General features: G+C 24.2%; 38 protein-coding genes. 4 read left to right on the top strand and 34 right to left on the bottom strand.

All coding sequences use genetic code 11. The annotated features are described in order from the left end of the window. Window positions 1-167: 167 nt before the first annotated feature. The 6 genes from J7G74_RS13350 to J7G74_RS13325 all read right to left on the bottom strand — a co-directional run bounded on the left by J7G74_RS13350 (window position 168) and on the right by J7G74_RS13325 (window position 3,884). Window positions 168-377, bottom strand: coding sequence for a hypothetical protein (locus J7G74_RS13350; protein ID WP_297136233.1), 210 nt, complete (start codon window positions 375-377; stop codon window positions 168-170). Window positions 378-381: 4 nt separating this feature from the next. Next, window positions 382-540 (bottom strand): hypothetical protein, encoded by a 159-nt coding sequence (locus J7G74_RS13345; RefSeq protein WP_297136231.1) that lies wholly within the window; start codon window positions 538-540, stop codon window positions 382-384. Beyond that, on the bottom strand, window positions 533-1,828 hold the full coding sequence (locus tag J7G74_RS13340; RefSeq protein WP_297136229.1) for an ATP-dependent DNA ligase: 1,296 nt from the start codon (window positions 1,826-1,828) through the stop codon (window positions 533-535). Before J7G74_RS13340 ends, J7G74_RS13345 begins: the two co-directional genes overlap by 8 nt. Before the next feature lie 150 nt (window positions 1,829-1,978). Then, on the bottom strand, window positions 1,979-2,407 hold the full coding sequence (locus J7G74_RS13335) for a hypothetical protein (protein WP_297136227.1): 429 nt from the start codon (window positions 2,405-2,407) through the stop codon (window positions 1,979-1,981). Window positions 2,408-2,409: 2 nt separating this feature from the next. Continuing rightward, a complete protein-coding gene (locus J7G74_RS13330; RefSeq protein WP_297136225.1) occupies window positions 2,410-2,769 on the bottom strand; it encodes a hypothetical protein in 360 nt (119 codons plus the stop codon). A gap of 131 nt (window positions 2,770-2,900) precedes the next feature. Further along, on the bottom strand, window positions 2,901-3,884 hold the full coding sequence (locus J7G74_RS13325) for a hypothetical protein (RefSeq protein WP_297136224.1): 984 nt from the start codon (window positions 3,882-3,884) through the stop codon (window positions 2,901-2,903). A 156-nt stretch (window positions 3,885-4,040) separates the two neighbouring features. Here J7G74_RS13325 and J7G74_RS13320 point away from each other — a divergent pair, with 156 nt between their 5' ends. Beyond that, on the top strand, window positions 4,041-4,169 hold the full coding sequence (locus tag J7G74_RS13320) for a hypothetical protein (RefSeq protein WP_297136222.1): 129 nt from the start codon (window positions 4,041-4,043) through the stop codon (window positions 4,167-4,169). A gap of 114 nt (window positions 4,170-4,283) precedes the next feature. Here J7G74_RS13320 and J7G74_RS13315 read toward each other — a convergent pair whose 3' ends face one another. The 26 genes from J7G74_RS13315 to J7G74_RS13190 form a co-directional block, all read right to left on the bottom strand. Further along, window positions 4,284-5,453, bottom strand: a complete 1,170-nt coding sequence (locus tag J7G74_RS13315; RefSeq protein ID WP_297136235.1) for an RNA-guided endonuclease InsQ/TnpB family protein — start codon at window positions 5,451-5,453, stop codon at window positions 4,284-4,286. 65 nt (window positions 5,454-5,518) lie between these two features. Continuing rightward, window positions 5,519-6,088, bottom strand: a complete 570-nt coding sequence (locus J7G74_RS13310) for a hypothetical protein (protein WP_297136221.1) — start codon at window positions 6,086-6,088, stop codon at window positions 5,519-5,521. Beyond that, a complete protein-coding gene (locus tag J7G74_RS13305) occupies window positions 6,089-6,301 on the bottom strand; it encodes a hypothetical protein (RefSeq protein ID WP_297136220.1) in 213 nt (70 codons plus the stop codon). Window positions 6,302-6,545: 244 nt separating this feature from the next. Continuing rightward, window positions 6,546-6,815, bottom strand: a complete 270-nt coding sequence (locus tag J7G74_RS13300) for a DNA N-6-adenine-methyltransferase (RefSeq protein WP_297136218.1) — start codon at window positions 6,813-6,815, stop codon at window positions 6,546-6,548. Between the two features lie 56 nt (window positions 6,816-6,871). Next, on the bottom strand, window positions 6,872-7,054 hold the full coding sequence (locus tag J7G74_RS13295; protein ID WP_297136216.1) for a hypothetical protein: 183 nt from the start codon (window positions 7,052-7,054) through the stop codon (window positions 6,872-6,874). 2 nt (window positions 7,055-7,056) lie between these two features. Further along, window positions 7,057-7,224, bottom strand: coding sequence for a hypothetical protein (locus J7G74_RS13290; protein WP_297136214.1), 168 nt, complete (start codon window positions 7,222-7,224; stop codon window positions 7,057-7,059). A gap of 10 nt (window positions 7,225-7,234) precedes the next feature. Further along, window positions 7,235-7,825, bottom strand: a complete 591-nt coding sequence (locus J7G74_RS13285; RefSeq protein ID WP_297136212.1) for a hypothetical protein — start codon at window positions 7,823-7,825, stop codon at window positions 7,235-7,237. A 21-nt stretch (window positions 7,826-7,846) separates the two neighbouring features. After that, window positions 7,847-7,969, bottom strand: coding sequence for a hypothetical protein (locus tag J7G74_RS13280; RefSeq protein ID WP_297136210.1), 123 nt, complete (start codon window positions 7,967-7,969; stop codon window positions 7,847-7,849). Between the two features lie 193 nt (window positions 7,970-8,162). Continuing rightward, window positions 8,163-8,480 (bottom strand): hypothetical protein, encoded by a 318-nt coding sequence (locus J7G74_RS13275; protein WP_297136208.1) that lies wholly within the window; start codon window positions 8,478-8,480, stop codon window positions 8,163-8,165. A 281-nt stretch (window positions 8,481-8,761) separates the two neighbouring features. Beyond that, entirely contained in the window at window positions 8,762-9,649 is an 888-nt protein-coding gene (locus tag J7G74_RS13270) for a hypothetical protein (RefSeq protein ID WP_297136206.1), read from the bottom strand. 182 nt (window positions 9,650-9,831) lie between these two features. Beyond that, on the bottom strand, window positions 9,832-10,761 hold the full coding sequence (locus J7G74_RS13265) for a tyrosine-type recombinase/integrase (protein ID WP_297136204.1): 930 nt from the start codon (window positions 10,759-10,761) through the stop codon (window positions 9,832-9,834). Next, window positions 10,718-10,882, bottom strand: coding sequence for a hypothetical protein (locus J7G74_RS13260; RefSeq protein ID WP_297136202.1), 165 nt, complete (start codon window positions 10,880-10,882; stop codon window positions 10,718-10,720). Before J7G74_RS13260 ends, J7G74_RS13265 begins: the two co-directional genes overlap by 44 nt. A gap of 276 nt (window positions 10,883-11,158) precedes the next feature. Next, entirely contained in the window at window positions 11,159-11,794 is a 636-nt protein-coding gene (locus tag J7G74_RS13255) for an AP2 domain-containing protein (protein WP_297136200.1), read from the bottom strand. A gap of 269 nt (window positions 11,795-12,063) precedes the next feature. Continuing rightward, a complete protein-coding gene (locus J7G74_RS13250; protein WP_297136199.1) occupies window positions 12,064-12,198 on the bottom strand; it encodes a hypothetical protein in 135 nt (44 codons plus the stop codon). A gap of 170 nt (window positions 12,199-12,368) precedes the next feature. Continuing rightward, window positions 12,369-12,548, bottom strand: a complete 180-nt coding sequence (locus tag J7G74_RS13245; protein WP_297136197.1) for a hypothetical protein — start codon at window positions 12,546-12,548, stop codon at window positions 12,369-12,371. A 90-nt stretch (window positions 12,549-12,638) separates the two neighbouring features. Further along, entirely contained in the window at window positions 12,639-12,878 is a 240-nt protein-coding gene (locus J7G74_RS13240; RefSeq protein ID WP_297136195.1) for a hypothetical protein, read from the bottom strand. A 13-nt stretch (window positions 12,879-12,891) separates the two neighbouring features. After that, window positions 12,892-13,143 (bottom strand): hypothetical protein, encoded by a 252-nt coding sequence (locus tag J7G74_RS13235; protein WP_297136194.1) that lies wholly within the window; start codon window positions 13,141-13,143, stop codon window positions 12,892-12,894. A 474-nt stretch (window positions 13,144-13,617) separates the two neighbouring features. Further along, window positions 13,618-13,827, bottom strand: coding sequence for a hypothetical protein (locus J7G74_RS13230; RefSeq protein WP_297136191.1), 210 nt, complete (start codon window positions 13,825-13,827; stop codon window positions 13,618-13,620). Then, the gene (locus J7G74_RS13225) at window positions 13,802-14,023 is read right to left on the bottom strand and encodes a hypothetical protein (protein ID WP_297136189.1); all 222 of its coding nucleotides are present in this window, start codon (window positions 14,021-14,023) and stop codon (window positions 13,802-13,804) included. The genes J7G74_RS13230 and J7G74_RS13225 overlap by 26 nt, the downstream gene beginning before the upstream one ends. Window positions 14,024-14,069: 46 nt before the next feature. Further along, entirely contained in the window at window positions 14,070-14,570 is a 501-nt protein-coding gene (locus J7G74_RS13220) for a hypothetical protein (RefSeq protein ID WP_297136188.1), read from the bottom strand. Between the two features lie 276 nt (window positions 14,571-14,846). Then, window positions 14,847-15,353 carry a hypothetical protein gene (locus tag J7G74_RS13215; protein WP_297136186.1) on the bottom strand — a complete coding sequence of 169 codons (507 nt, stop codon included), beginning with the start codon at window positions 15,351-15,353 and terminating at the stop codon, window positions 14,847-14,849. A 16-nt stretch (window positions 15,354-15,369) separates the two neighbouring features. Further along, a complete protein-coding gene (locus tag J7G74_RS13210; RefSeq protein ID WP_297136184.1) occupies window positions 15,370-16,026 on the bottom strand; it encodes a hypothetical protein in 657 nt (218 codons plus the stop codon). A gap of 122 nt (window positions 16,027-16,148) precedes the next feature. Next, window positions 16,149-16,430: a hypothetical protein gene (locus J7G74_RS13205; protein ID WP_297136182.1), complete on the bottom strand. Its 282-nt coding sequence runs from the start codon at window positions 16,428-16,430 to the stop codon at window positions 16,149-16,151. Window positions 16,431-16,505: 75 nt separating this feature from the next. Next, window positions 16,506-16,655, bottom strand: a complete 150-nt coding sequence (locus J7G74_RS13200) for a hypothetical protein (protein WP_297136180.1) — start codon at window positions 16,653-16,655, stop codon at window positions 16,506-16,508. 106 nt (window positions 16,656-16,761) lie between these two features. Then, a complete protein-coding gene (locus J7G74_RS13195; protein WP_297136178.1) occupies window positions 16,762-17,091 on the bottom strand; it encodes a hypothetical protein in 330 nt (109 codons plus the stop codon). Window positions 17,092-17,537: 446 nt separating this feature from the next. Beyond that, window positions 17,538-17,927 carry a hypothetical protein gene (locus J7G74_RS13190; protein WP_297136176.1) on the bottom strand — a complete coding sequence of 130 codons (390 nt, stop codon included), beginning with the start codon at window positions 17,925-17,927 and terminating at the stop codon, window positions 17,538-17,540. A gap of 1,756 nt (window positions 17,928-19,683) precedes the next feature. Between J7G74_RS13190 and J7G74_RS13185 the strand changes: the two genes are divergently transcribed. Then, window positions 19,684-20,601, top strand: a complete 918-nt coding sequence (locus J7G74_RS13185) for a ParM/StbA family protein (RefSeq protein ID WP_297136174.1) — start codon at window positions 19,684-19,686, stop codon at window positions 20,599-20,601. Between the two features lie 12 nt (window positions 20,602-20,613). Then, entirely contained in the window at window positions 20,614-20,934 is a 321-nt protein-coding gene (locus J7G74_RS13180) for a hypothetical protein (RefSeq protein ID WP_297136172.1), read from the top strand. A 171-nt stretch (window positions 20,935-21,105) separates the two neighbouring features. Here J7G74_RS13180 and J7G74_RS13175 read toward each other — a convergent pair whose 3' ends face one another. Continuing rightward, window positions 21,106-21,675, bottom strand: a complete 570-nt coding sequence (locus J7G74_RS13175) for a nuclease-related domain-containing protein (RefSeq protein WP_297136171.1) — start codon at window positions 21,673-21,675, stop codon at window positions 21,106-21,108. 360 nt (window positions 21,676-22,035) lie between these two features. Further along, entirely contained in the window at window positions 22,036-23,160 is a 1,125-nt protein-coding gene (locus J7G74_RS13170; protein WP_297136169.1) for a hypothetical protein, read from the bottom strand. A 407-nt stretch (window positions 23,161-23,567) separates the two neighbouring features. Between J7G74_RS13170 and J7G74_RS13165 the strand changes: the two genes are divergently transcribed. Continuing rightward, on the top strand, window positions 23,568-24,326 hold the full coding sequence (locus tag J7G74_RS13165; protein ID WP_297136167.1) for a hypothetical protein: 759 nt from the start codon (window positions 23,568-23,570) through the stop codon (window positions 24,324-24,326). The last annotated feature ends 30 nt before the right edge of the window (window positions 24,327-24,356 follow it).

Genomic DNA, 24,356 nt, shown 5'->3' with positions numbered 1-24,356 from the left:
TAATATCTTTCCTTCATGTATAAGTTTTATCTCTTGCCCCATTATAACATTGTATAATATTCCCTCTATTACTTTTAAACATGTGTCGCACTCGTAGTCAGAATTATACCTAACGGGTATCACTATTTTTGTATCTAATTTCATATTATCTCCTCCTTGGATAAATACTATATTTTATCAAATACTTCTCTTTTTAATAATTCATATATTTCATAGCCTAATCCCAACATGAATAATGTCAATAGAATTGACATTATAAATCCATTATTTGAAACAGAATGAGACCAATATCTTGGAAATTCGCATAATATACCTAATGTAAATAACATTCCTACGTTAAACATTACACCTATAAAACATTTTATTAAAACTTTCATGATTTTACCCCCTTTTTATAGATTTATCTTTAGATTTTTCAAATTTTAAACAGTTTTTATCTTCCATATCTCCAACTTTACACCATACATTATACAAAATATCATTTTCTAACTTCATATGTATAGTTTTATTTATATGTTTACAATCCCAACATTTACTCATAACTAACTTCCTTACCTTCCTCTCTTACGCATTTAAAAATAGGGAATCTAAGAGATAAACCGCCATCTTCATTGTGTGTTTCTTCAAAATAATTTATTTCAGCTATACGATTTAAATATTTATCTTGATTGTTGTATATCTCATCTCTCATGGCATTTGTAAAGCCTGATCCAACACCTAATTCATAACCTTTATAATCACATATTATTTTACCTAAAGTATTTGAATATTTCCCATCTCCAGATTCAAACCCTATTATTTTTAAATCACAAGATTGCATTACTTTTAATTTCAATATAGTCTTGCTGCGTTTAAATTCATAAGGTTTATTTAAGTTACACATAAGTCCTTCTGCCCCTAATTTCCTATATTCATCAAGTAAACTTAATACTTTCTCAATATCTTTACCTTCGTATAGTATAGGAAGAACTTCGATATGTTCACAATTATTTATTTTAATATGGTCTATGTAATTATCTAACTGCAATCTTCTATTATCATAATTAGTTTTGCATTTTTTATTATCAAATTCTTCTAATGATAGAGTATCAAACATTACATATTTAACACCTGTTTTAATTTTATTCTTATTTTTAACTCTTTTAGTTGTCTCCTTATATACATCTTCATATGAACAACCATCAGCTAATAACTCACCATCTACAAAAGCATTCGCAAATACTTTACTTAACTCTTGCTCTATTTCTTCTAAACCTTCAATTATTTTCCCTTGTCTAGTATATAATTTAACTTTACCATCTCTAATTATTGCATTACATCTGATTCCATCCAATTTCTCACTAACAAACATTTTCTCTTTTGGTGGTTTGTCAAAATCAAATTTACTAGCTAACATAGGCTTTATATCCTCTTCATCATCTGATGTTGCTATTAATCCTGGGATTATTTTATTAATTACTTTTTCATTTAATCCTAATCTTAATTTCTTAGTTACAAATAGTTTAAGAAACTCATGTAACTCTTTATCTTGATTATTTATGAAATATTGAACTTGCTTTATGTCTGCATCCCTACCTGTTATATTACCTTTATAAAAATACTCCATTAATTCTCTTAATGACAATATCCCTATTTGTGCATTTCTTAATTCTTTATTTAGCTTTGATGTTGATATACCTGTTTTGATATGAGGATCAATTAAAAATTTTAAACAATCAATGAATAATTCATTATCTTTATTATCTCTAAGTATCTTCTCTTTTGCTAATCTTCCACTAACACTTGAAATTTTATCAAATATTTCTTTTGCTTCATATATTTCATTCATTTTCCTACCCCTATCCAATTATATCTTTTATATATCAATATTTACTTTTTATTAATTATCTAATTAAATAATAATCTATTTTTATCTACTTGTCAATCAATTTTATTAATTTTATATTTATTTTTTTTGCTAAATAAAAAGTTGTTTTTATTACTTATATTTATCAATAGTACTTTTCAATGATTTTAAATGATTAATTCCTGATTCTATTCTTCTAAACTCTTCTGATAATAATTGCTTTTGATTGTCATTGAATATTATTCCTTCATCTTCTAATCCCTTTATATGATTTCTTATATAGTTTACTTCAGTATATGTATCCATATTATTTATTCTGCCTGCTAGAACTCTTATTTCAGAAATGAATTTAATAAATTCATCCATTGATATTTCATTTTTTGGTATATTTTCTTCAATTTTATCCATTTGCAAATACTTTATTAAATTATTATTGCAATCACCGTAATTACATTCTAAACCATATTTTCTACAAAAGTTACAATCAAAATTTAAATCATTATCTTTTACAAATTTTAATAATCCATCTAAATCCTTTATAACTTCCTCATATATTTTCATTATTATTCCTCCTTATAAATATTCATATATGTATTATAATCATAATATTCTATTGAAACCTTTAACCCTTTTTCTTTAGCCAATATACTTATTCTAGATATATCTTCTATATCTAATGAGAATATATTTATAACTTCACTGCCTTTTTCTAATGCTTTATTAATTGAATTATTTATAAAATCATCTATATAATTTATACAATTCATATCCTCTAAATTCACAAATCTCTTCTTTCCATATGAAGTTTGCAGCAACAATCCATATTTATTAATAGATTTAATATAACCTGATATAATAGATCTATTTAAATAAATTATTACTTTGTCATTTATTTTAAATTCAAATACATTCACATTACTCATCTTCACCCTCCTAATAAATCTATCATTTTATTAATTTTATATTTATATTTTAGTGATAATTTTAATACTTGTCAACTATATTATAAAATTAAGACACTATTTATATAATTTACATAGTGTCTTAACATTTATTACACTTCGTCGTTTAAAACACGTCTATTTAATTCATCAACTAACTCATTTATTTTATTATAATCTGGTTCTTCTTGTAATTTACTATTGTTAGACGCATAGATGAATCTTCTATCATACTCATCTATCATCTCTAAAATTTCTTTATGTGTAAATTTATTGTTCAATATCTCATCAAATATTGGTTTTGGCATATAAGTACTTATTCCATTACCCAACAATATATCTATTCCTAATAAATATGTTTTTATTATATTTACGGTGTATCTCTTTATCCTGTCATTTATTTGACTATTTGGATCATTTGCAAATCTATATTTATCATATTCGCTTCCAATTTTGAGTACACTGTATCTCACATCCTCAAAAGTACATTTTTCCAAATTCATACTTACTTTAATAGACTTATTTTCATCTAATTCAAACTTTATGCCCGAAAGTATTTTTTCATTTTCACCAATGATTTTATTCACACGAGATACAAAGTTTGATTCTTTTTCATCAACTATAAATATACATATATCATTAATAGCTTTTTCTAGTTCTTCTCTTAAAGATAACGTAAACCCCCTAAATGAACGATGTACATTATACCTATTTAAAAATAAATTGATATTATCTTTTAAGAATCTCCCTTCCTCAGTAATTAACACAATATCTTCTTCTCTAACCCCAAATGGTATAATAAGTTCTGGTTGGCATTTTATTAACTTTTCTATAGCAGTATTAAGTGGTACAATATCAATATAACTTTCACGAACATCTTTATTTTGTGAAATAATATGAGTATTATAAGTTCCAGTTTCTATTTCTTTTTTTGAATTTAAACATATACCCTTAACCATTTGATGTTTCTGAAAATTTTTTAATTTTATACCATATATAGAATACCCATCTTTTGTTAGAATACATATTTTATTATCTTTAAATATTTGTCTTTTAAGAAGTCGGTAATTTTTACTATTTAAAATCTTATTATTCATTTTTCAACCTCCATTTATTAATTTTATATCTAATAATATTATAATCTCTTTTTACTAATATTATACACTATTTTATAAAACAAATGGAAATTTTATCTTGTATATTTTTAACAAAAAGAGTGTATAATATTTATTAAAAATAATAGGAGGTAAACTATGAAAAACTTAATAATATTATTATTGGTTGGAGTTTGTTATTTTAGAATGACTATAAATTTAACTTTAAAAAACGAGGCAGCTTATACTAAAAGTACAAATTCTTTAGTATTTGTAAAAACCAATTAATAATGACTTTAAATTGTTATATTAATAAGTCGGCGATGTCTCTTGATTTCATCGACTTATTGCATTTGACGCAATAAAATCATTCTTCTATTGAGTATAAACTCATTCATAGCACTAGAAATTCACTACTATGGGCGTTAGATACACCTCTATCCCATACTGAAATTTTGGGAATACTTTTCTCATTATTTGATAACTACCATTTACATCTGAATTTACCAACCTACCATCATTACTTTTAAATAAACCTCTTTTTATTCTACGTTTTTTATTGTAGTTTTCTTTTATAGGCAATTCATTATCTATAAAACTTGTTCCAGACGTATAACTTTCTTCATTAATTATTAATTTTATATTATTATTTTCACATTTATACTGAAGTTGTTTTATAAACATATCATAAGGTATTTGAATAAATTTTTGCTTATTAACATTGTTCATTTTACTTTCCTGTTTCCATTTTTTATTTAACCCAATGATTATTACATCAATGTTATTTTCAACACAATACTTAATGATATAACTTGATGAATTATGCATAAAATTTTTTATTCTTCTATATCGTTTAAATGATATGTCCTCCAATTTGTGACTATAATATACCTTATTTACTTTCATTAACCTTGATTTTTCTTTTGCTACAATTTTATTATAATATTGATTTATACTTTTAATACCTTTGCCGTTAATAATAATTGGTCTTTTACCGATATTATTTGTTATGGTTGCAAAATTATTTATTCCTAAATCAATACCTATAACTCTATTTTCATCTTTATAATTTATATCTAATTCTACTTCATATACTATTTCCATTACATAACAAGATCCTTTTGGTATAAATCTAACCTGTATAAGTCTACCTAAATTTCTAGTATACCATTTATAATCTTGTAATTTCCTTATCCTAAATTTAAGTTCATTACCTTCAACATAACAACTGTTATTTGGAATCATCCATATGTATCTACCATTAGGCTTTAAATATCTTGGCGGTTTAGGTTTACCAAGATATTTATCAGGATTTTTACTCCAATCTTTAATTGCCATAAAGAATGACTTCCAATTTTTATCTAATAATCTCAGAACACAATTTGCAGGCTGACTCATACATTCTTTGTATTGAATTTTATCTTTCATATAATGATTCATATCTGTATACTTAATATATTCACCTGTATCAAAGAAATAATTCCTTAATAGATAATTAGTGTAATTATAAAGATTTTTAGATTTATAACACATTTCATCTATCAACTTATATTTAGGATGATTCTTAGTTATAATTTGTTGTTCACACCTATTTACTTCAATATATCACCTCTTTTAAGTCTATTTCTATTGTGTAATTACTTTCTTGTTATAGTAAATCTATCATCTATAAATTTTTCTTTGCGACAAATATTACCTCCATCATAACATTCACAGCCATAACAAGAATTATTCTTATTATAATACTTATCACAGTAGTTATTAACCTCATCTAATAACTCCTTATATGAAACTTCTTCTTTAGATTCTTCTGCTAATTTGCAATAATCCCATTGATATAATTCGCCTTTTAAATTTATAACATAGAAGTTTGAATCTTCAATAGGCGATAATTTTTTAATAAAATAAGATGTAAACCAATCTTTTTCATTCGCACTAACTAATACTTTAGTTCCAACTGGTACTTTGCTCCAGTCTATTTCTTTTCTTTCCCATATTAAATCCATTCCTTCATCATAAACTTTCATTATATCTAAGTTTGGATCACTTCTATGTGTTAAATCGTCTCTATATTTTTCAATTAAATTACTTGCCCTTTCATATCTGCCATTTTCATCTATCAATAATTCGTCAAAAAGCACTACTCTTCTATATCCATCAACTCTTAAATCTACAACATATCCATTTTTTAAATCACTCTTTTTCATTTAAATCTCCTCCATACAATAACCAAAATATATAAATAACCATCCATACAACTTAAATCCATCTACAAACCTACATTGAGGTTTTAACCACATATCTTTAAAACTAAATTGCAATACATAGACTTTTACTATATTACACCATTCATAGAATATATTTAAAAAGAATGCAGACTTAATCCTTTTAAATCCTATGAGATAATCTCCTATTTGCATTTAATCACCACCCAAATAAAAAGTTACTTTTATTACATTACAAAATTTTTACCCAATGAATCTAATAACTCTATTTGTTCATTCGTTAAATTATTAGAAAATATAACTAAAGCACTTGGAAAAGGTGCAGAATCTTTACTTCCTCCAAATTTTAACCTTCCTTTAATGAAACATATTGATTTTGCATAGTTAAATATAACATTATGCCAAATCTTAGTGTCTGGTCTTGCTGGAATTAAACAAACTATTGTATTGCCATTTTTTTGCTTTGTTCATAAGCTCTTTCTATCCATTTTATTTGTTCTCTTCCGTATGGAGGATTTAAATAACTGGTTTGATCCCATGTATAATTAAATGCATCATCTTCAGGAGTATAATAATTTTTACACTTTGCAGTTATATCCTCCGCTGCTAGATCATATTTAAAGTCAAATACCTCATTTAATTTATCAAATAATTCTATAGGTGTTTCCCATTTTTGATTATCACTCGTAAATAAGCTTTTATTTATCATTTGTTCCCCTCCCTATTCATTTTATTAATTTTATATATCATAAAACATATTTTTTATTACATAGTTTTTATAATCAATCTATTTAATTCTATATCTATATCCTCATCATTTGGAGATTTAAACAAAACACTTTCTGCAATTCTTTTAGTCTTACTATTTATAACCTTTAACAATAATTCATTTTCACCATAATTAATTATCTTGCATTCAATATTTTTTAATCTTCTAATAATATTCATTCTTAACCTCTTTTCCTATGAGTCACATAAAAATGTAATATTCCATCTTTACATATATGTTCACCAACATATTTTTCTTTTAAATGTTTTATACTATCTTCTAATGTCATATTTAAATGAAATTGATCCAACACGGAATAATCATAGCTGTATATTAATTTAACTTTCATCATTTGTCTCCTATCTAAAATCATTTAGTAAATTTTTCACTCTTCCCTTTTTATCATTTATTGACTCTTTATAATAAGCATCCCCAAATCTCCCAGTACTCCTTTTTATATTTCCTTTTCCATCTTCATATGATTGTAATGCTTTATAGCATGTTTTAAAACAATTATAGAATCCATAATTTTTAATATTCTCTTCTTCTATCAATCTTCTTTTACTTAGTTCTTTTTTCATATTATGTAAAACCTTGATTTGTTCATAATCGTCAAGTTCTGATAAATCTGTATTTTCTAAGTCATGATATAATTGATTTCTAAGTTCAGTATACTGTTTCTCCTCTTTACATAATTTAACTTGATACCTTGCTAATTCTATTAATGCACCTTTAAAATTATTTAATAATTCATCGAATGTAACCCCATTATTTTTTCTTACAAATTGAATATCTTCTTTTTCTTTATTATATAACTCTATAGTACAAGGTATATTCTCATACTCTTTTTTTACATTTCTATAAATATCCAAGGCATTGTTATAGTCATCACCAGCATTAACATTCATATTTCCATATTTCATATTGATCCTAATTAAATATTTACACATCATCATTTCCCCTTTTATATTTTAATTTAATCTTTTGTATATTTCATTTATGTCATCTTCCATATCATCTTTTATATTTGTGTAATTTATTAATTTTATATTTCTTATTTTAACTGAATCACAATTAAATCTATTTTGAATCATTCCTTGTATATCTTTTATCTTCTTTTATCAACTTCACTATTTCTTTCTAATTGAACCCCATAAACATTCTGAATTCCATCAATTTCAATCAAATACCTTTCCATTTCCAAATCCTCTTTTTTTATTAATTTTATATTTATTTCTAATTAGATTGGGTATAATCTAATGTCCATCCCAATCTGTCGAATTCCCCTTAAAGTTTAAGCAAAAGTACTGTTTGAAAAAAACCTTTTTTTCCAATTCTAATATATACATCTGTAAAATCATCTATTGTAATCTTATTATTTTTTATTCCTTCGTATAGTCTTACTAGCAATTTTTCAGCAATCTTTTCATAGAATAATTCGTTTTCAAGTATATATTTAAACTCCCCTTTATCATATGTATTGAATATTTTTTTTATTATTTTCTTATGCTTATTTTCCTCAATTAAATTACACACCATATTTCTTCTTATTTGACTTTTTTCTGTTAGTTTTTTACCGAACGTATCTTCTGTTATATAGAACATATGTTTCATCCCCCTTCGTTTATATTATATCATATTTTTTCTTTAGGGTATATAAATTTTATTATAAAATTGACTAGAAAAATGTTATGTCTAAAATTTATATACTGTCTATTGTAACCTGTTGAAGTTTTCAATAACACTTCCCTATTTATTCTAAAAACCATTTTTATTTTATTACTTTTTTATTTGTTTTTTGTCACATAAATTAATTATGTGATTACATTTATAATTTTGTGAGTTACAACTATAAAGCTACTAATCAACCTTATAGTTATAACTCTCTAATATTGATTAACATGGCTGCCATGATAAACATTGTGGTAAACTCTGTATAGTTCATTTGCATTAATTTTATATCCATTCATTTTTAAATAGTTACTTACTTCTTCAACTCCCCACGATTTCCCTTCTATATCTTCTTTTAAGAACATATTATACATAACGCCTGATTTTACTAATGATTTACCTGAAAATCCAATTTTCTCTCCATTTCCTTCCATATATATTTTAGCTAATAAATCTAATCTTCTTTGAAGAGTAGTTGGAAGCATTTTATTTAAACCATCATTATTTCTTTTTGTTCTCATTGTTTTAATTAAATATTCGCACTCTGGATTAAATTCAAATGTGTCGGCTGATCTCATTTCTTCAACAGAAAGATACTTCATGTATTCCATATGATTAACAACTCCTAATAGTATTTCTTGCATGAAGTCATCACAAATAAATCGTTTACCGTTTGGAAGATTAATATATGAATAATCATCCGCCACATCACTTACTTTTATACTTAATAAATCTTCATAATTTTTTCCCATAATTCCGTTCCATAATGCATAAATTATAAATTGATCTTGAGAATTTATGAATATATCACAAATTTCTTGTATTTCTCTTCTAGTAAAATATTTCTCATCTTTTGGTTGAACACATTTGTCAACGTAATCTTTACTTTTTATTTGAATATCAATGCAATTATCTTCTAATATCTCATTTAATGCTTTTATATTTGGATAAAAACTTGATCTATTTATACATTGAAACTCTTCTATTATAAATTTTTCTAAATTTTCTTTATTTAAATTATAAAATCCTAAATCTTCAATTTTCATATATCTTTCTAGTTTTCTATTAATTCTCTCTTTCTTTATCTGAAAATCCTTACTCATGTGTAATACCTCCGTTTATATATACCTTCATTTATATTATTATAACATAAGATTTTTAACTTTAATATTAATTGCTTTGCTTTTTTATATTTCTTATATATAAATTTTATTTTTTTCAAATATCCATTCGATGTAAAATCATTTTTATTTAATATATTTATATTCATATGACATTCTCCAGTTTATATAATCTCTTTAATGAAATTATTTTTATTTACTATCTCTTTTGCTCTATGCTTTACAGAATGACAATATGTTCTACTTGTTATAGTGGAATTTGAATGTCCTAATATCTGAGACACTTCTTCAATACTTATATCTGAATTTATCATTAATGTTGCTGCACAATGTCTTAAATAATGTGGTACTATATGACAATCTATTTCTGCTATCTCACATAATTTATTAATTATATATCTTATTGAATTTTTGTCCATGTGTCTACCTGTTCTAGATATAAATAAATGATCTTCATCTGTGTTCATAATATTTCTATACGACAAATATTCATGATACATTTTCATTAAACTATCAGATATTGCTAAATATCTTTCTTTATTACCTTTACCTATTACTTTAAATTCCCCTGTACTCCAATTTATATCATTTATTTTTAAACTTCTTACCTCTTCATTTCTTAATCCTGTTTCAATTAATAGGTGTAATAAAAATCTATTTCTCATAGTAATATAATTAGGATTATTGTTATATTCATTTGTAGATGTTAATAATAATTTTTTTATTTCTTCTTTGTCTACCTCATTTTTATTATTCTTTATCGGAAATTTTTTTATTTTATCTGCCACATTATCATCTATTAATCTCATTCCCATTAAATAATTAAAAAAACTTCTTATGGCAGTTATTCTTAAATTAAGACTTTGAGCTGATAATGTTTCCTTCTTTTTATTTATCCAATTTTTTCTTATATTTATATAAGTTAAATTTTTTATATCTTCTATAGATTTTATATTCATAGCTAAAATAAATTCATTTATACAATAGTAGTATTTGGATATAGTTCTTTCATATGAAATTCCTTCACTTTCCTGATATTCGACGTAATCATTAACATACTTTTCTATCATTTCTTTCACCTTCTTTAATAACATAATTATCAATTCCCCACTCACGAGCATGAATCATTAAATACTTTTTAGAATATGCTGTTTTTATTAATTTATCATTTTGATATAAATAATAGTAATTTTCACTTCTTTTCACCCTACACATTTTTATCACCTACCTTTTTATTGTTTTTCTATTTATAAATCTTTTTCTTTAACTTCTTATTTATACTTAAAGTATAACACCATCTTTTTATTAAATCAACTATTTTTAAAAATTTTATTAATTTTTTATTCGTTCATTTTATACATTTTTCGACAATAAAATTGCATTTTTATTTGGTAAGTATAAAAGTATTATCAGAATCATTTAATATGACCTATTTAAAGCGATTCTAAGGGCATTTATTAAACACCCTTAATCATTTATACCTTCAATAATTTACTCATCTTCTTTCAACAATCCTTTTTCTCTTAAAAAGTTCTTATGTAATTTTTCTTCTGCTTCTTTTCTGGCCTTTATAGCATCTTCTTTATTATCGTACAATCCCAAGTTATATGCTTTCTTTTGAAACTCTATCTGTGCGAGCCATTTCCCTTTTGCTTTATCCCAACAAACACCTGTAACACCACTTTTATTAGTTTTCATTAATTTTTTTCTTGAAATTATAGCTATATTTGTATCATCTACTATATATTTATCTTGATAAGACGTAACAGCCTTTTTCTGTTGACTTGCTGCCATCTTTCTCCTATAACATCCACAACTACGTGAAGATTTAATTGTTCTACTTGATATCCATTTTTCGTTGCCACAATCACACTTACACCACCAATGATATGTTATGCCAACCTTTTTGTATTTATCTGTGACATATAAGTGATCGAATCTTTTGTTAGATAAATCTTCAAATTCAAAAATACCTTTTCTTAGACATCCACAGGATTTTTGTCTTCCAGATTTTACACTATCCATTCTAATCCACTTGATATTACCACAGTCACATTCACAAAGCCAATAATATTTCTTGTTCTCATATTTTTTATCTAAAACTTTTAGCATTCCATATTTACACAAAATTTTCCCCTTCTTTTCTATCATCATTTTATAAAACACTATATATTAATTATATCATATAAATTTTGACCTCATATTTTCAATTTTAAGGACATTCAAAATAACTCATCGATAGTTTATACCTTTAATACTATTGAAAATCTTATAATCAATTTAAAGAATTCCATCATCATTTATATTCTTAATATATATATATTATAATCATTTTTGATAGTAAAAAAAGACTAAGTACATCTTAGTCTAATAATTTTCTTTTAAATATTTTAATATTAATTTTTGCTTATATCTTTTTTTAATTTATTTTTCTCTTCTTCCATTTTAACAATTGCTTCAAGTTCTTTGAGTCTTGCGTCATTCTCTTTTATTCTTTTTTCTAACCTTTCAATCAATTCCTTTTTCCCCATTTGATATCACCCCTATATTTATTATACACTTTATTTATCTGATTATTCTTTCAAGCACCTCACATTATCTTCATAAACACCCCTGCAGCATACCTTAACATTTTTTATTCATCTTAATACCCCCATTTAAAGAATTTTACTATCATTTATATGATGAATTATAAATTTATTTAGATTATAAAATAATGACCTTCTATTTTTATATTGTGTTTTTCCATTCCACAAAAATTACTAATTAAATCAATCAATAGATTTTCATTTATGACAAGATCTCTATCTACAGTTATAGCTTTTTCTTTTCTTTCACAACTTTCTAAATTAAACCAGTTTATTATTAAAGTTTTTTGCATTTTAATACCCCCATTTAATTTTATTATCATTTATTTTTATTCATATCTTAATTAAGATATTTTGTTATCTCTTAAACCTGATGATTATTTTTATTCAGATTCTTTCAACAAAACATATTCTAATAATTCTTTTTGTTCTTTTAACTTTTCTAATTCATAGTGATAATCTCTCAATCTTTTTAACTTTGACTCAGTAAAATTAAGTATATCATATACATTTAATTTACTCATATCTTTTCTAAATTGCTTTAATTCATCTTCTAATCTGCCTTCATATCTGCATATATTTTTATCCAATGTTGCTAATTCTTTATTAATAATTTCTCTCATCTTTTAACCCTCCTTAATTTTCATCATCTTTTATAATACAATCATAACCTATAGCAACTTTTGTTAATAACTTTTCTCTTTCATTTTTTAACTCATATAAATCATTATACATTTTAGCCACAAACATTAACTTATCTTCTTCTATATCATGATTTATATTAATATATGTTTCAATATGTCTTTTGATTTTATTCTCTAACTTATTTATACTTACTTCTTTCATACATAACTCAACAGTTAAATCTAATACTTGATCTTCATTCATTTCCATACCTCCACAATTAAATTTTTATTATAATTTTAACATATTTTTACTTTTACAATCATTTAGTTAATTTTTATCATCTTTTATATTCATTCAATATTAAACATTAACATTTTTTATCATCATTTTATGTGTAAAAATGTAACCTCAATATTTTATAAATTATAAGATTAATAAATAACTAAATACTATTACTATAATATATAATTATTTATTAATCTTTATTACAAGAATTTATTAATTAAATAGTTTTAAATGCAGTTTTAAGGATGACTGCAAACCTATTTAACATTATTCACCATCATTTAAACACCATAAATTTATACTTTTATTTACTTTATTATTTCTATTGTATTTCTTTTTTATTACATTTTGTACATACTTTAATATAATAATCTTTATAAGTATGAGTACATAAAAATTTATAATTATATTCATGCTTACATAATAATTGTTTTATTCTATTTAATATATTTATATAAACCATTCTCCCACCCACATATTTTTAGCCATGTCTAAATTTATTCTGTAATATTCTTTATCGCTATAAGCCGTTTTATAAATTTCAACTACTTTTGCAGTTTTCCCAATTAATGATGTCATTTCATTGTTATAACTCATTTTACTTTCTATGTTTTTTATATCTCCTATTATTACTTTACTTCCTACTTTTATTTTTTTCATTTTTTACGCCCTCCATCATCATTTTTATTCTATTATCATTTTTTAATTCTTCTATAGTATAATTACAATCATTGAATATACATTCATCACAGTCAACAAGAAAACATTTTATATCATTACAATTTACAAATTCTTTTTCACTATCATTTATTTCTCTATATTCTAATACAGTTGTTTTACTTATATTAATTTCCATTTCTACGTCCTCCAATTAACTAAATTTACCATCATTTTTATCAATTTTATATTCCATATTTTATATAATGATTTAAACTTTCTTCCTCTGAACTTATTCCAGCCTCTTGATTCATCAATAAATAACCTTCCTCACCATATTCATTTATTAAGGACTCTTTATAGTCATTATATTTATCTTTTAATAATTCATTAAGATATCTTTGTGTATCTTCTATTGCTTCAAATTCTTCTATATTTCCACTATCATTTATATAGAACATATCATCATTAACTTTATAATAGACTGTTACATTATTGTTTAAAGTTAGAATATAAAAATCATTATAAACTTTACTATCAATCACGCTAAATTTATTAAAATTATTTTTAAACTCTTTAAGTGATATAACTTGATGATTCATTTCATTGACTTTTATTGTTGTATATTCGTTAATTTTATTACTTTCATTATCTATTAATTGAATATCATTTAAAGCCACACAACCAATTGTTATTAATCCAATCATAATTACTTTTATTACTCTTGTTTTAAATATTTCCTTCATTTTTATTCCTCCTAAGTTCCTTTTAATATTTTCTATCATCATTTTATTGCTTTAAATGTTGTTATACATTTTTATAAAAACCTTTTATTTTACCATCTTTTAAGTTGAATCCTATACCATATTTTTCATAATATTCATAACACTGTTCTAATGTTATATTTAATATATTCTTTATTTCCATTTTTTAACCCCCATTTTATTAATTATTTATCATCTTTTTATTCATTTAGAAGTTATTAATTTTGTATTCTTTAATAACTTCTATCATCATTTATATTAAAATGGTATTTCATCGTCATAATCGCTTTCAGGATCATAACTATCTTTATATTGTATTTGTTTTCTTAAATCACTATTACACTTTTCTAATCTTTTAATTTCCTTATTCATATCTTTTATTTTATCCTCTAAAGATAACATGTATTTAAAATTAGATTCTGTATTTTTTATTAATTCTCTAGTTTCATCTATATCTTCAGTTAATAACATGCTTTTAACACTATTAACTGTGTCGACCATCTTTTGTTTATTCCATCTTTTTTGATCCATAAGTTTCTTAAGTTCATTTATACCAGTAATTGTATCTGCTAATAAATATCTATAATCTTGTACTTGTTTTTCATATACTTCCATTTCTTCTTCTATATTTACAACTGAATCTGTTGCTTTATTTTCAGCATCTTTTATTAAATACTCTATAAACTCATAAGTATTATCTGATATATTCCCTCTTAAATCTTCTAATTTATTACACCAATTCCCACAATCATTTAAATAAAACATGTTATTCCTCCATCATTTATGATAATAATTCAATTACATCTTTATAATTATTATTTTCAATCTCATTATATGTATTATAAATAGTGTCATCATTTTTAATTTTATTTATTAATTTAATATATTCATTTTTTACTAACTCATTACACAATTCTTTTAATTCTTTTTTACTATCAGAATAAGTTCTACGATTTATAAATCCTTGATTGACTCTATCATCTAATTTTTCATATATTTCAATTGAATCTAGCATATCAACAACTATTATATTTTTTAATTCCGCCAATTCAAATAATTCTTTTTTTAATTTTTTATTCTGTTCATTTATTTCATTTAAATAAATACTTTTCTTTTCTGCTTCTATCCTATTAACATATTGTTTTATATTTAATGCGAAATAATTAAAATTACATTTATAACATAAGTCATCTATCATATTCATGAAATTGTTTTCAAGTGCTACAACTATTTCATTTTCTATTAATTTTATATTTTCAATCCTCATATGCAAATTATTACCAGTTTCATGAACTACAACTCCTTTGTTGTCGATCAATTTTACATATGTTACAACCTCATAAGTTTCATTATTCATTTTACTAGTATATAATTTATATTCCCCTAACAGCTGTAAATTATTACTATTTATTACTATCATATTTTTACTTTTTAACATAGTTATTTCCCCTTTTTATTATCATTTATTTGGTTACTCTGCATTTACAGGCTTGTAACTGTCTACGGCTGCATTAACCATTGGAGTTTTTAAAGGAACTCCTTAACCTTTTTTACTATCATTTATTTTGAAAAGTGCCAATAACCTTTTAAATTCATTATTTCACCCAATAACAAATCTTCTTCTATTCTATCATCATTTATTGTATAACTTATTAAAACCTCTTTGTCGTCTCCTAAGTCCTCATATACACATTGACAATCTAAATCGTGCATTGTACCGCAACCATAATCACCTTCGTTGAATTTAAAATCCTCTTTATTTAATCCTAATATTTCTAACCCTTCAAAGAAATTTTTATTTTCTAATTCGCTTTCAAATGGTAAATTATTAATTCTTTTCATTTTAATACCCTCCAAATTTTTATTTAATATAATTGTAATCAAATTTCCTATATAATGAAAGTTAAGTTTATACTTTTATTGTTCTATATTATTAATTTCTATTACAAAGTATTCAATGGGTGGATTCATATTATTACATAAATAGTCTATCGCATCCTGGTAAGTTTTAAACCCATCTTCTATAATGTTTTCTCTATTTTGGTATACTATTGCGTAATTATTCATTTTATAACCTCCGTCTTTTTATTAATTTAATCAACTACTTAAAAGTTGAATTTTATATAGGGATTCATTATTTTAAATCCCTATATTTATTAATTTTATACTTATTTTATAGACTATTGATATAAGTCTGAGGCGTATAACCCGCTTGAGTTAAAAAAGTTAAAGTGTCATCATCTGCACTTCTTACATATGCAATTCTAAACTCTTTTAACTCATCATCGTTAAATTGTTGTATCCAATTTTTTATACTTCCTGAAATTTTTCTCATATTTCTAGCATCGTTTACTATAAAATTCATTAATATATTTCTTGCATTTTCTTGAGTTGTTTCACCTTGTATATTTCCATATTCTACAACTCCTTGATTGTCTCTTGAAATTTCTCCCCATGTACCGTCAATTATTATTGAGTAACTTCCTATTCTCTCCTTTAACATTTTAAATCCTCCAAGTTATTAATTTTATATTTTTATTTTGTTACTAAAATTTCAAACTATTAATTTCCTCTTATAATATTTAACCTTTTTTATTATCTATCAACTTCTTAAAAGAGTGTAGTAATAACAAGATTGATATTATTTAAGTTGTTTATAGTTTTTATTTTGTTGCCAACCTCCTACAATTAAGTAGGAACGCTCAGAACTTAATGCCCTTTTTATAGTCGTTCTGACGACTTTTATTAATTTTATATTTATTTCTCTATAAAGTATCCAGTTCCATCTGCAAAGTTTATTAGCATTCCGTACTCTGTTGTGTCTATTCCTTTTATAAGAGTTGCTCCTAATAATGTTATTGTTAAAAGTGTTCCTATTAGTATTTTTTCATTTTATTTTTCCCCTTTGTTATATTTTATAGTTATTAATTTATAGTACATAATTAGAAATTAATTTAGTACATAAACCATATTTTCACCATACACTTTGAAGCGATCACTATATATCAAAGCTAAATTGTCAATTCTTCTTAAAAATTGGACTATTTTACAACCTATTACCCAGTATGGTAAATCGTGTTTAGCTATTTCGATATTAAGTTCCTTTTTACTGATGTTTATTATTGGTGCTAAAAAATCTACTAACTCTTTTTTATTTAAATATTCTTTTTCTATTTCGTTCCAGTTACCAAATTGAACTTCGCAATCAAATTCCATAACTAATAGTCCGCCTTCTTCATATTTGTTAACACATCTTTTTATTAATAATCCTTTTTCCTCTACTTCATGTACAAGGTTTCTTATTTCTTTTTTATTATTTCCTTCTAATTTTATTCTCATTTTTCTGATCTCCTTTTTATTTATTATACTTTAATTATATCATCGTTTCTAGTTATTGTCAAGTAATTTTATTAATTTTATATTTATTTTATTAATTTTCCACTTGTTTTTCTGTTGTTTCATTTCTTTTTATACTTATATTATATCATATTTACAATAATTGTCAATAGTATTTTAAAATATTTTTATTAATTTTATATTTATTTTCTTTTAATTGTATTCTTATTTTAATTATCTTTTTATTATATTATAATCTTTATAACTTTATTCTTTATCTGTATATCGTTTTTATAACATAGATATTATACATTTAGTTTATTGATCCTTGTTGTTTACAACGACTCTAATCTATAGTTGTATATATCTTGTTATATATACTTGCATACATTAGTAATAGTATTGTATAAGATAGTATTACTAATACTAGTTATTATATAGTATGCTATGTGCTTATAGTATATGTATTATTAGTTAGTGTAGGTCATAGTGTATCATTAGTCGTTATTAGTTGTTAGTAAGCGTTGTATTGTGTTGTTTGCTTTTAGTTCATCACATCAGAGGATATTTATTTTAGTTGGCCAACAGATATTATAGTAGCAATGTGTGTGCTTGTAAAGGAATGTGTGTTAGAGTGATGTTGCAATAGAAAGGAAATAGTAATAGGTGACATGTGATAAGGGACAAGTAAAGAGTTTTTCCTCTATAAGATCAAATTTTATACACCCTCAAAATTACCACACCTCACACTCAACCAAATAAAAACATTCATCTTATCCAATTATAACCCAGATAATTTATACCAATTTATATTAATGTCGAATATTGTAATAGGTATTAATATATACATTAATCCACATTCACGCTAATTATAGGGAAAACAGGGTATGGGTAGGGGGTATTTTTATATTTTCATGTCGAATATTTGGAGCGATTGTGTTTAAGTACTTCACTTTCTACATCCCAAAATTTATCATTCACCCCAAAATTACACTCTCAAAAAAGTATCCAAATCCAATAATTTCCCCATTTACACATTAAAAAAATCATCTCAAAATCGCCAATTATTCATTATTCCCTACAATTTCTTGAAATAAAGTCTAATCGGTACACTTTAAAATGATTTTATTTACTCATTTATATATTTCCTATAATTTGTTACCATTTATAAAAATACTCATGATCCAATGTCTACATATCTACACTCCATACAAGTCCAGACTTCACATATTTGAACCATATGATTAACATATATGAATCACTAATAATTCCCTATATTTTAAATTTTATAATTTCATAAATTTTCACTATCTTGGTACACATTATTTTCTAATATATCCTTATAAATGAATGATAATTTTGCATATATTTAATTCACTATAAGAAGTCCCATCTATTTTACACCACATCGATTGAATTCAATTTCATATTAAATGTCTTCTTTTTTCTTATAAGATAATGATTTTATATGAATTAGATATAAAACAGAACATGATAAAGTCTACATGCATATAATTCAAATATCGTTCATATCTTAACGACTACATTCTGATATTAAGTTCATAATCCGTTCAATATTGAATATCCGTTAATTATCCATTCATAAAATATTCATTTTTAACAAAATTTATAGTTCAAATATCGTTCAATATTCAATATTCGTTAAAATTTAACTTGATTGGATGTGTCAAAAATGGTACAATTTACATATACTTTAAATGTAAAATATTTTATGAATAATATGAAAGAGGGATTAATTATGAGCGATACACAATTAATTGGTTTTGACTGCGGAAGAGGTTATGTAAAGCTTTTTACCATGATAGGTAAAGAAGTTAAAGAAGTAATGTTTAAATCCGTAATAGGAGATGGAAGAGAAAATAAAGTTGAACACAAATCTTACCCAGATCCAATATTTATTGAATACAATAAAAGGCAATACTTTGTAGGATTGTTAGCAGAAAAAGAGTCTTACGCACCAATAAGAAACTCAAAAGATAGTAAAATTTCTAAAACTGTAGAAGTATTATTAGCAGCAGCATTAGAACAAGTTGCAATTAAAGATAAAGTTAAAATAGTATTTGGTGTACCTTATAAAAACTATACTGAAACTGTATTAAAAGAAGTTATAAATACTTATAAAGGAAAAACTATGACAGTTAAAAATAAACTTACAGGAACAACTAAAGAAGTATTTATAGAAGATGTAGATATATTCAGAGAAGCAGATGCAGCATTATTACACGCCATAAAAGGTGAAGTTAATGAATATAAACCTGTAGGATTAATTAATATAGGATTTAGAACTATGGAGTTATCTTACTTCGATAAAGGATTTAATTTCAATGATAAACTATCTAATACAGTTGAATATGGTAATAGTACAATATTAAAAATGGTAAGAGATAAAATACAAGACGAGAATGTTGACAAATCATTGAGTGAAATAGATTCTTCAGATGATTATGATGATTGGAAGAAAGAGGCATATGAACTTGCTTCAGAAGGGTTAGATCAAATGATAGAGGAACATTGGCCTAATAAAGACGAAATGGATTTATACCTAGCAGGAGGGACTTCATTACACTTGCATCCTGGAGATAATTTTATAAAACTTCCCGATGCACAAACTGCTACTGCTAAAGGACTTTACGAGTACGCTAAAATAAGATTTTAGAGGTAATATGTCATGGCTAAGAAATCAAGTACAGTAAATCTTGAGTCTAAATTTTGGGATATTATTGCAAAATATCAGGATGATAACAATATAGATAGTAGGAATGAAGCCATTCAATATATATTACATGAGTGGGATATATTAAGAAAAATTGATTTTAGCAACATAAATGTCACTATAAATGGGAATGTTTCTAGTGTTGACAATATAAAGACTTCTACTACGGATAATGAGGTTCATAACGAAAATAAACAGGAAGAAGAAAAACAACAAATAAATCCTAAAATATATAATGGTATTATGAGTGCTACTTCAACTATGAAAAAAGAATAGTATAAATTAAGGAGAGGAAATAACCTCTCCTTTTTATGTTTAATTCTATTCACATAATCAATATGTTTATTCTTTGCTAACGCACCAACCTTAGTATATTCAGATAATCTATGATATATGTCGTAAATTTCATCATCGCTAAACACAGTTTCTTTTGCTTTAGTCATATCTTTAACTGTATTTTTTTAAATCTTTTAAATTCAATACTTTAGCGTTATATTTTTCATATTGAGCATCATATCTAATCACACATTTGTCAGCAAATGTAATTATTGAATTAAAATAACTTTCATCATACTCACTTAATATTTTCCTTAAATTATTAATATGATTCTCATTTTGTTTAATAGGACTTTGAAACTTACTTACGCTCCCATTAAATTCTCTTCTTAACCATGTTTTATCATCATTATACTCAACTATACAATTATAATTCTTTGCTTCAACAACATATATTCCTGATCTATTTATAAAAGCTATATCTAATTGAGTTGTTTCACCTGTAGCATTAGGTATCATTAAATCGGTTAATATCTTCTTTAAACCACATCCGTACACTTTTGATAAGTCTTCAAAGCATTTCATTTCAAAATAATCGCTCTTAGGTATAAACAATTTTAAACTTATATTACCTTTTTCATAGTAATAATCGTTTATAGGAGTATTAGTACCATCACTATTGAAAGCATCTACAAAAGATTTTTTAACTATATCAAAATTTCTAATAAGAGTTCCTATCATAAAACACCTCCATAAGAGATATTATTGTCATAAACATTAAATTTAAACATATAAACTCTTAAATCACACAAGTTACAACCATATTTAAACTTACTATAGCAAAAGTGTGATTACTAACGCATTCTTCTTCACTTAAAGGCAAGATACAAATATGGTATTTGAAATATATTAGACCTTTAAGTTGCATACGAATTTTGTTCTATTAGTTTTTGTGTATTTGTTTAAATATAGCTTATAAGAATGTAAAATAGCAAAAAAAGAACCACTTTAAAAGTTACTATATATAACTTATATGTAGTATATAGTGAAATTTAAAGTGGTTCTTTTTTTTGAATATTTCTCAATCTATTGTGGGTATAATTAAAATGGTATATCTGCTATATCATAATCATTGAAAACAAGTTGCTCACAAGTCTCATTACTATATCTTTCAAAGAATGATTTTTGTAAAGATTTTACCTTTACTTCATCATAATCTTTTTCTAATCTAATTCTTTTACTATCATTTTTTATAATAACATCTTTAATTTTCTTTTGTTCTTTAGGATAATCTTCACTTTTTTTATAATTATCTAAAATACTGTCAGACTCACTATTTTTTGCTTTTTCATGTCTTCTTTTAATTGTCCCATCCAATGATTTGCTAAACTTATCATTTACAATTACTTTAACTTCTGCTTTTTTCATGTTTTCATATTTTTCCAACATTCTTTTTATATCTTCATTGTTATAGTTGAAACTTATATTATCATAGTAATAATGTAAATCAGGATATATTTTCTTTAATTCTGCATTTGTTTTAGATTTAAAACTATCCCACTGTCCTCCTGTAAATATTAGTCTTTTATTTGCAGCGCCCATTTTAAGCATTATTTCTCGCTCAACAGATAATATATATTTTTCATCTTCAATAGATGCAACTTTTAAATATTGTTCATTATTTTCATCAAACATAACCATATTATATCCGTTACCCCATGTTATCAATGATTGCTTTTTCATTTTATTTAATGTACTTTGTAATGTTTTTAACATTCTATTGTTGGTATAATCAAAGCATTCATTGATGGTTTGTACTGGCATGTCTATCATCTGACTAAATTTCAGCGTATTGCTCTTTACTAATTTGTAATTATCGTTACTTAAACCACAGTGACTATATAAAAAATTTTTACTAAAACCTACTTTTTCATGTTTTGAAATTTTAAATTTATTTAGTAAAGTCAAAATTAAATATTCTATGTCATCAGCATATTTTGTATTATTCCCTTTACTTCTATTATCCACTTTGCTTTTAACCTCCTTAAATATCTTATCTATTATTATCTTATGTCCTTCTTTATGATATATACAATGTCTATCTAATTCTTTAAATTGTATAACATATTGACGACTTCCAGACTTCTTTTGTTGAATGCATAACACCCCACATAATTCTTTATAATTTTTTAATATCATACCTTCTTTTAAATTCTCAATTTTCATTTGTTGTCTCCTTAATAATATAATTTTCATATTTCTTCGAGAAAACAAATGTATTTTAATTATTTTTCATATTTAATATTGAATATATTAAATATCTTTAGTATAATAATATTAATTGAATATATTTGTTTCTCGAAGAAGTTCAATACATTTGTTTTCTCTAAAATTTAATGTGTTTGTTTCTCAGAGAAATACCATGAGTGTGAACCCCAACAGAACGGCAAATTCTTGGGGTTCTTTTTACATTATAAGATATTTTTAGCGAAAAATGAACTATTTTAAACCAAAAATAATGAAATTATCAATATTTTGCACTTAAATTCACATTTTATAAGTATAAAATTAATAAAATTACTTGACAATATGCATATTAATTATTAATATTTAATTATATAAGGGGGTATGAGATGAGAACATTAAAAGATAGAAGGGGCGAGCAAGATTACAATAATCAAGGTTGTAAAATGAAAATTATAAAATACAACAATGCAAATGATATAACAGTTCAATTTGAAAGTGGATATGTAACAAATACTAAATATATAAATTTTAAGATGGGTACAATAAAAGATCCTTATCATAAATCAGTTTATAATAATGGATATATTGGGTGTGGAAAATATAATACAAGAGGCTATGGTTCTAAGCATAATAGAATATATGTCACATGGACATCTATGTTGCAAAGATGTTATAGTGATAAATATCAAGAAAGGCAACCAGCCTATAAAGGTTGTACAGTATGTGTAGAATGGCTAAACTTTCAGAACTTTGCTAAATGGTATGAAGAGAATTATTACGAAATACCAGGAGAAATAATGGAATTAGATAAAGATATATTATATAAAGATAATAAAATATATTCACCTGATACTTGTTGTTTTGTGTCTCAATCTATAAACTTATTATTTGTCCGACGCAATAAATCTAAAGAAGGGTATCCACCAGGAATTACATATCAAAATGACAAATACATTATAGATTGCAGTTTGTTCAATAATGAATACTATAAAATTGAATCACATAATACATTATTTGATGCATTTGATTCTTATAAAAAATTTAAAGAAAAGGCAATTAAAGATGTCGCAGATAAATATAAAAATCAGATACCTAAAAAGCTTTATAATGCAATGTATGAATATAAAGTAGAAATAACAGATTGATATAAATATAAAATTAATAAAATTGGTTGA

Source organism: Terrisporobacter sp. (genome assembly GCF_017888745.1).
Lineage (GTDB): Bacteria > Bacillota > Clostridia > Peptostreptococcales > Peptostreptococcaceae > Terrisporobacter.
Note: the sequence above shows the minus strand (reverse complement) of the source record. Positions and strands in the feature narration are given on the sequence as shown.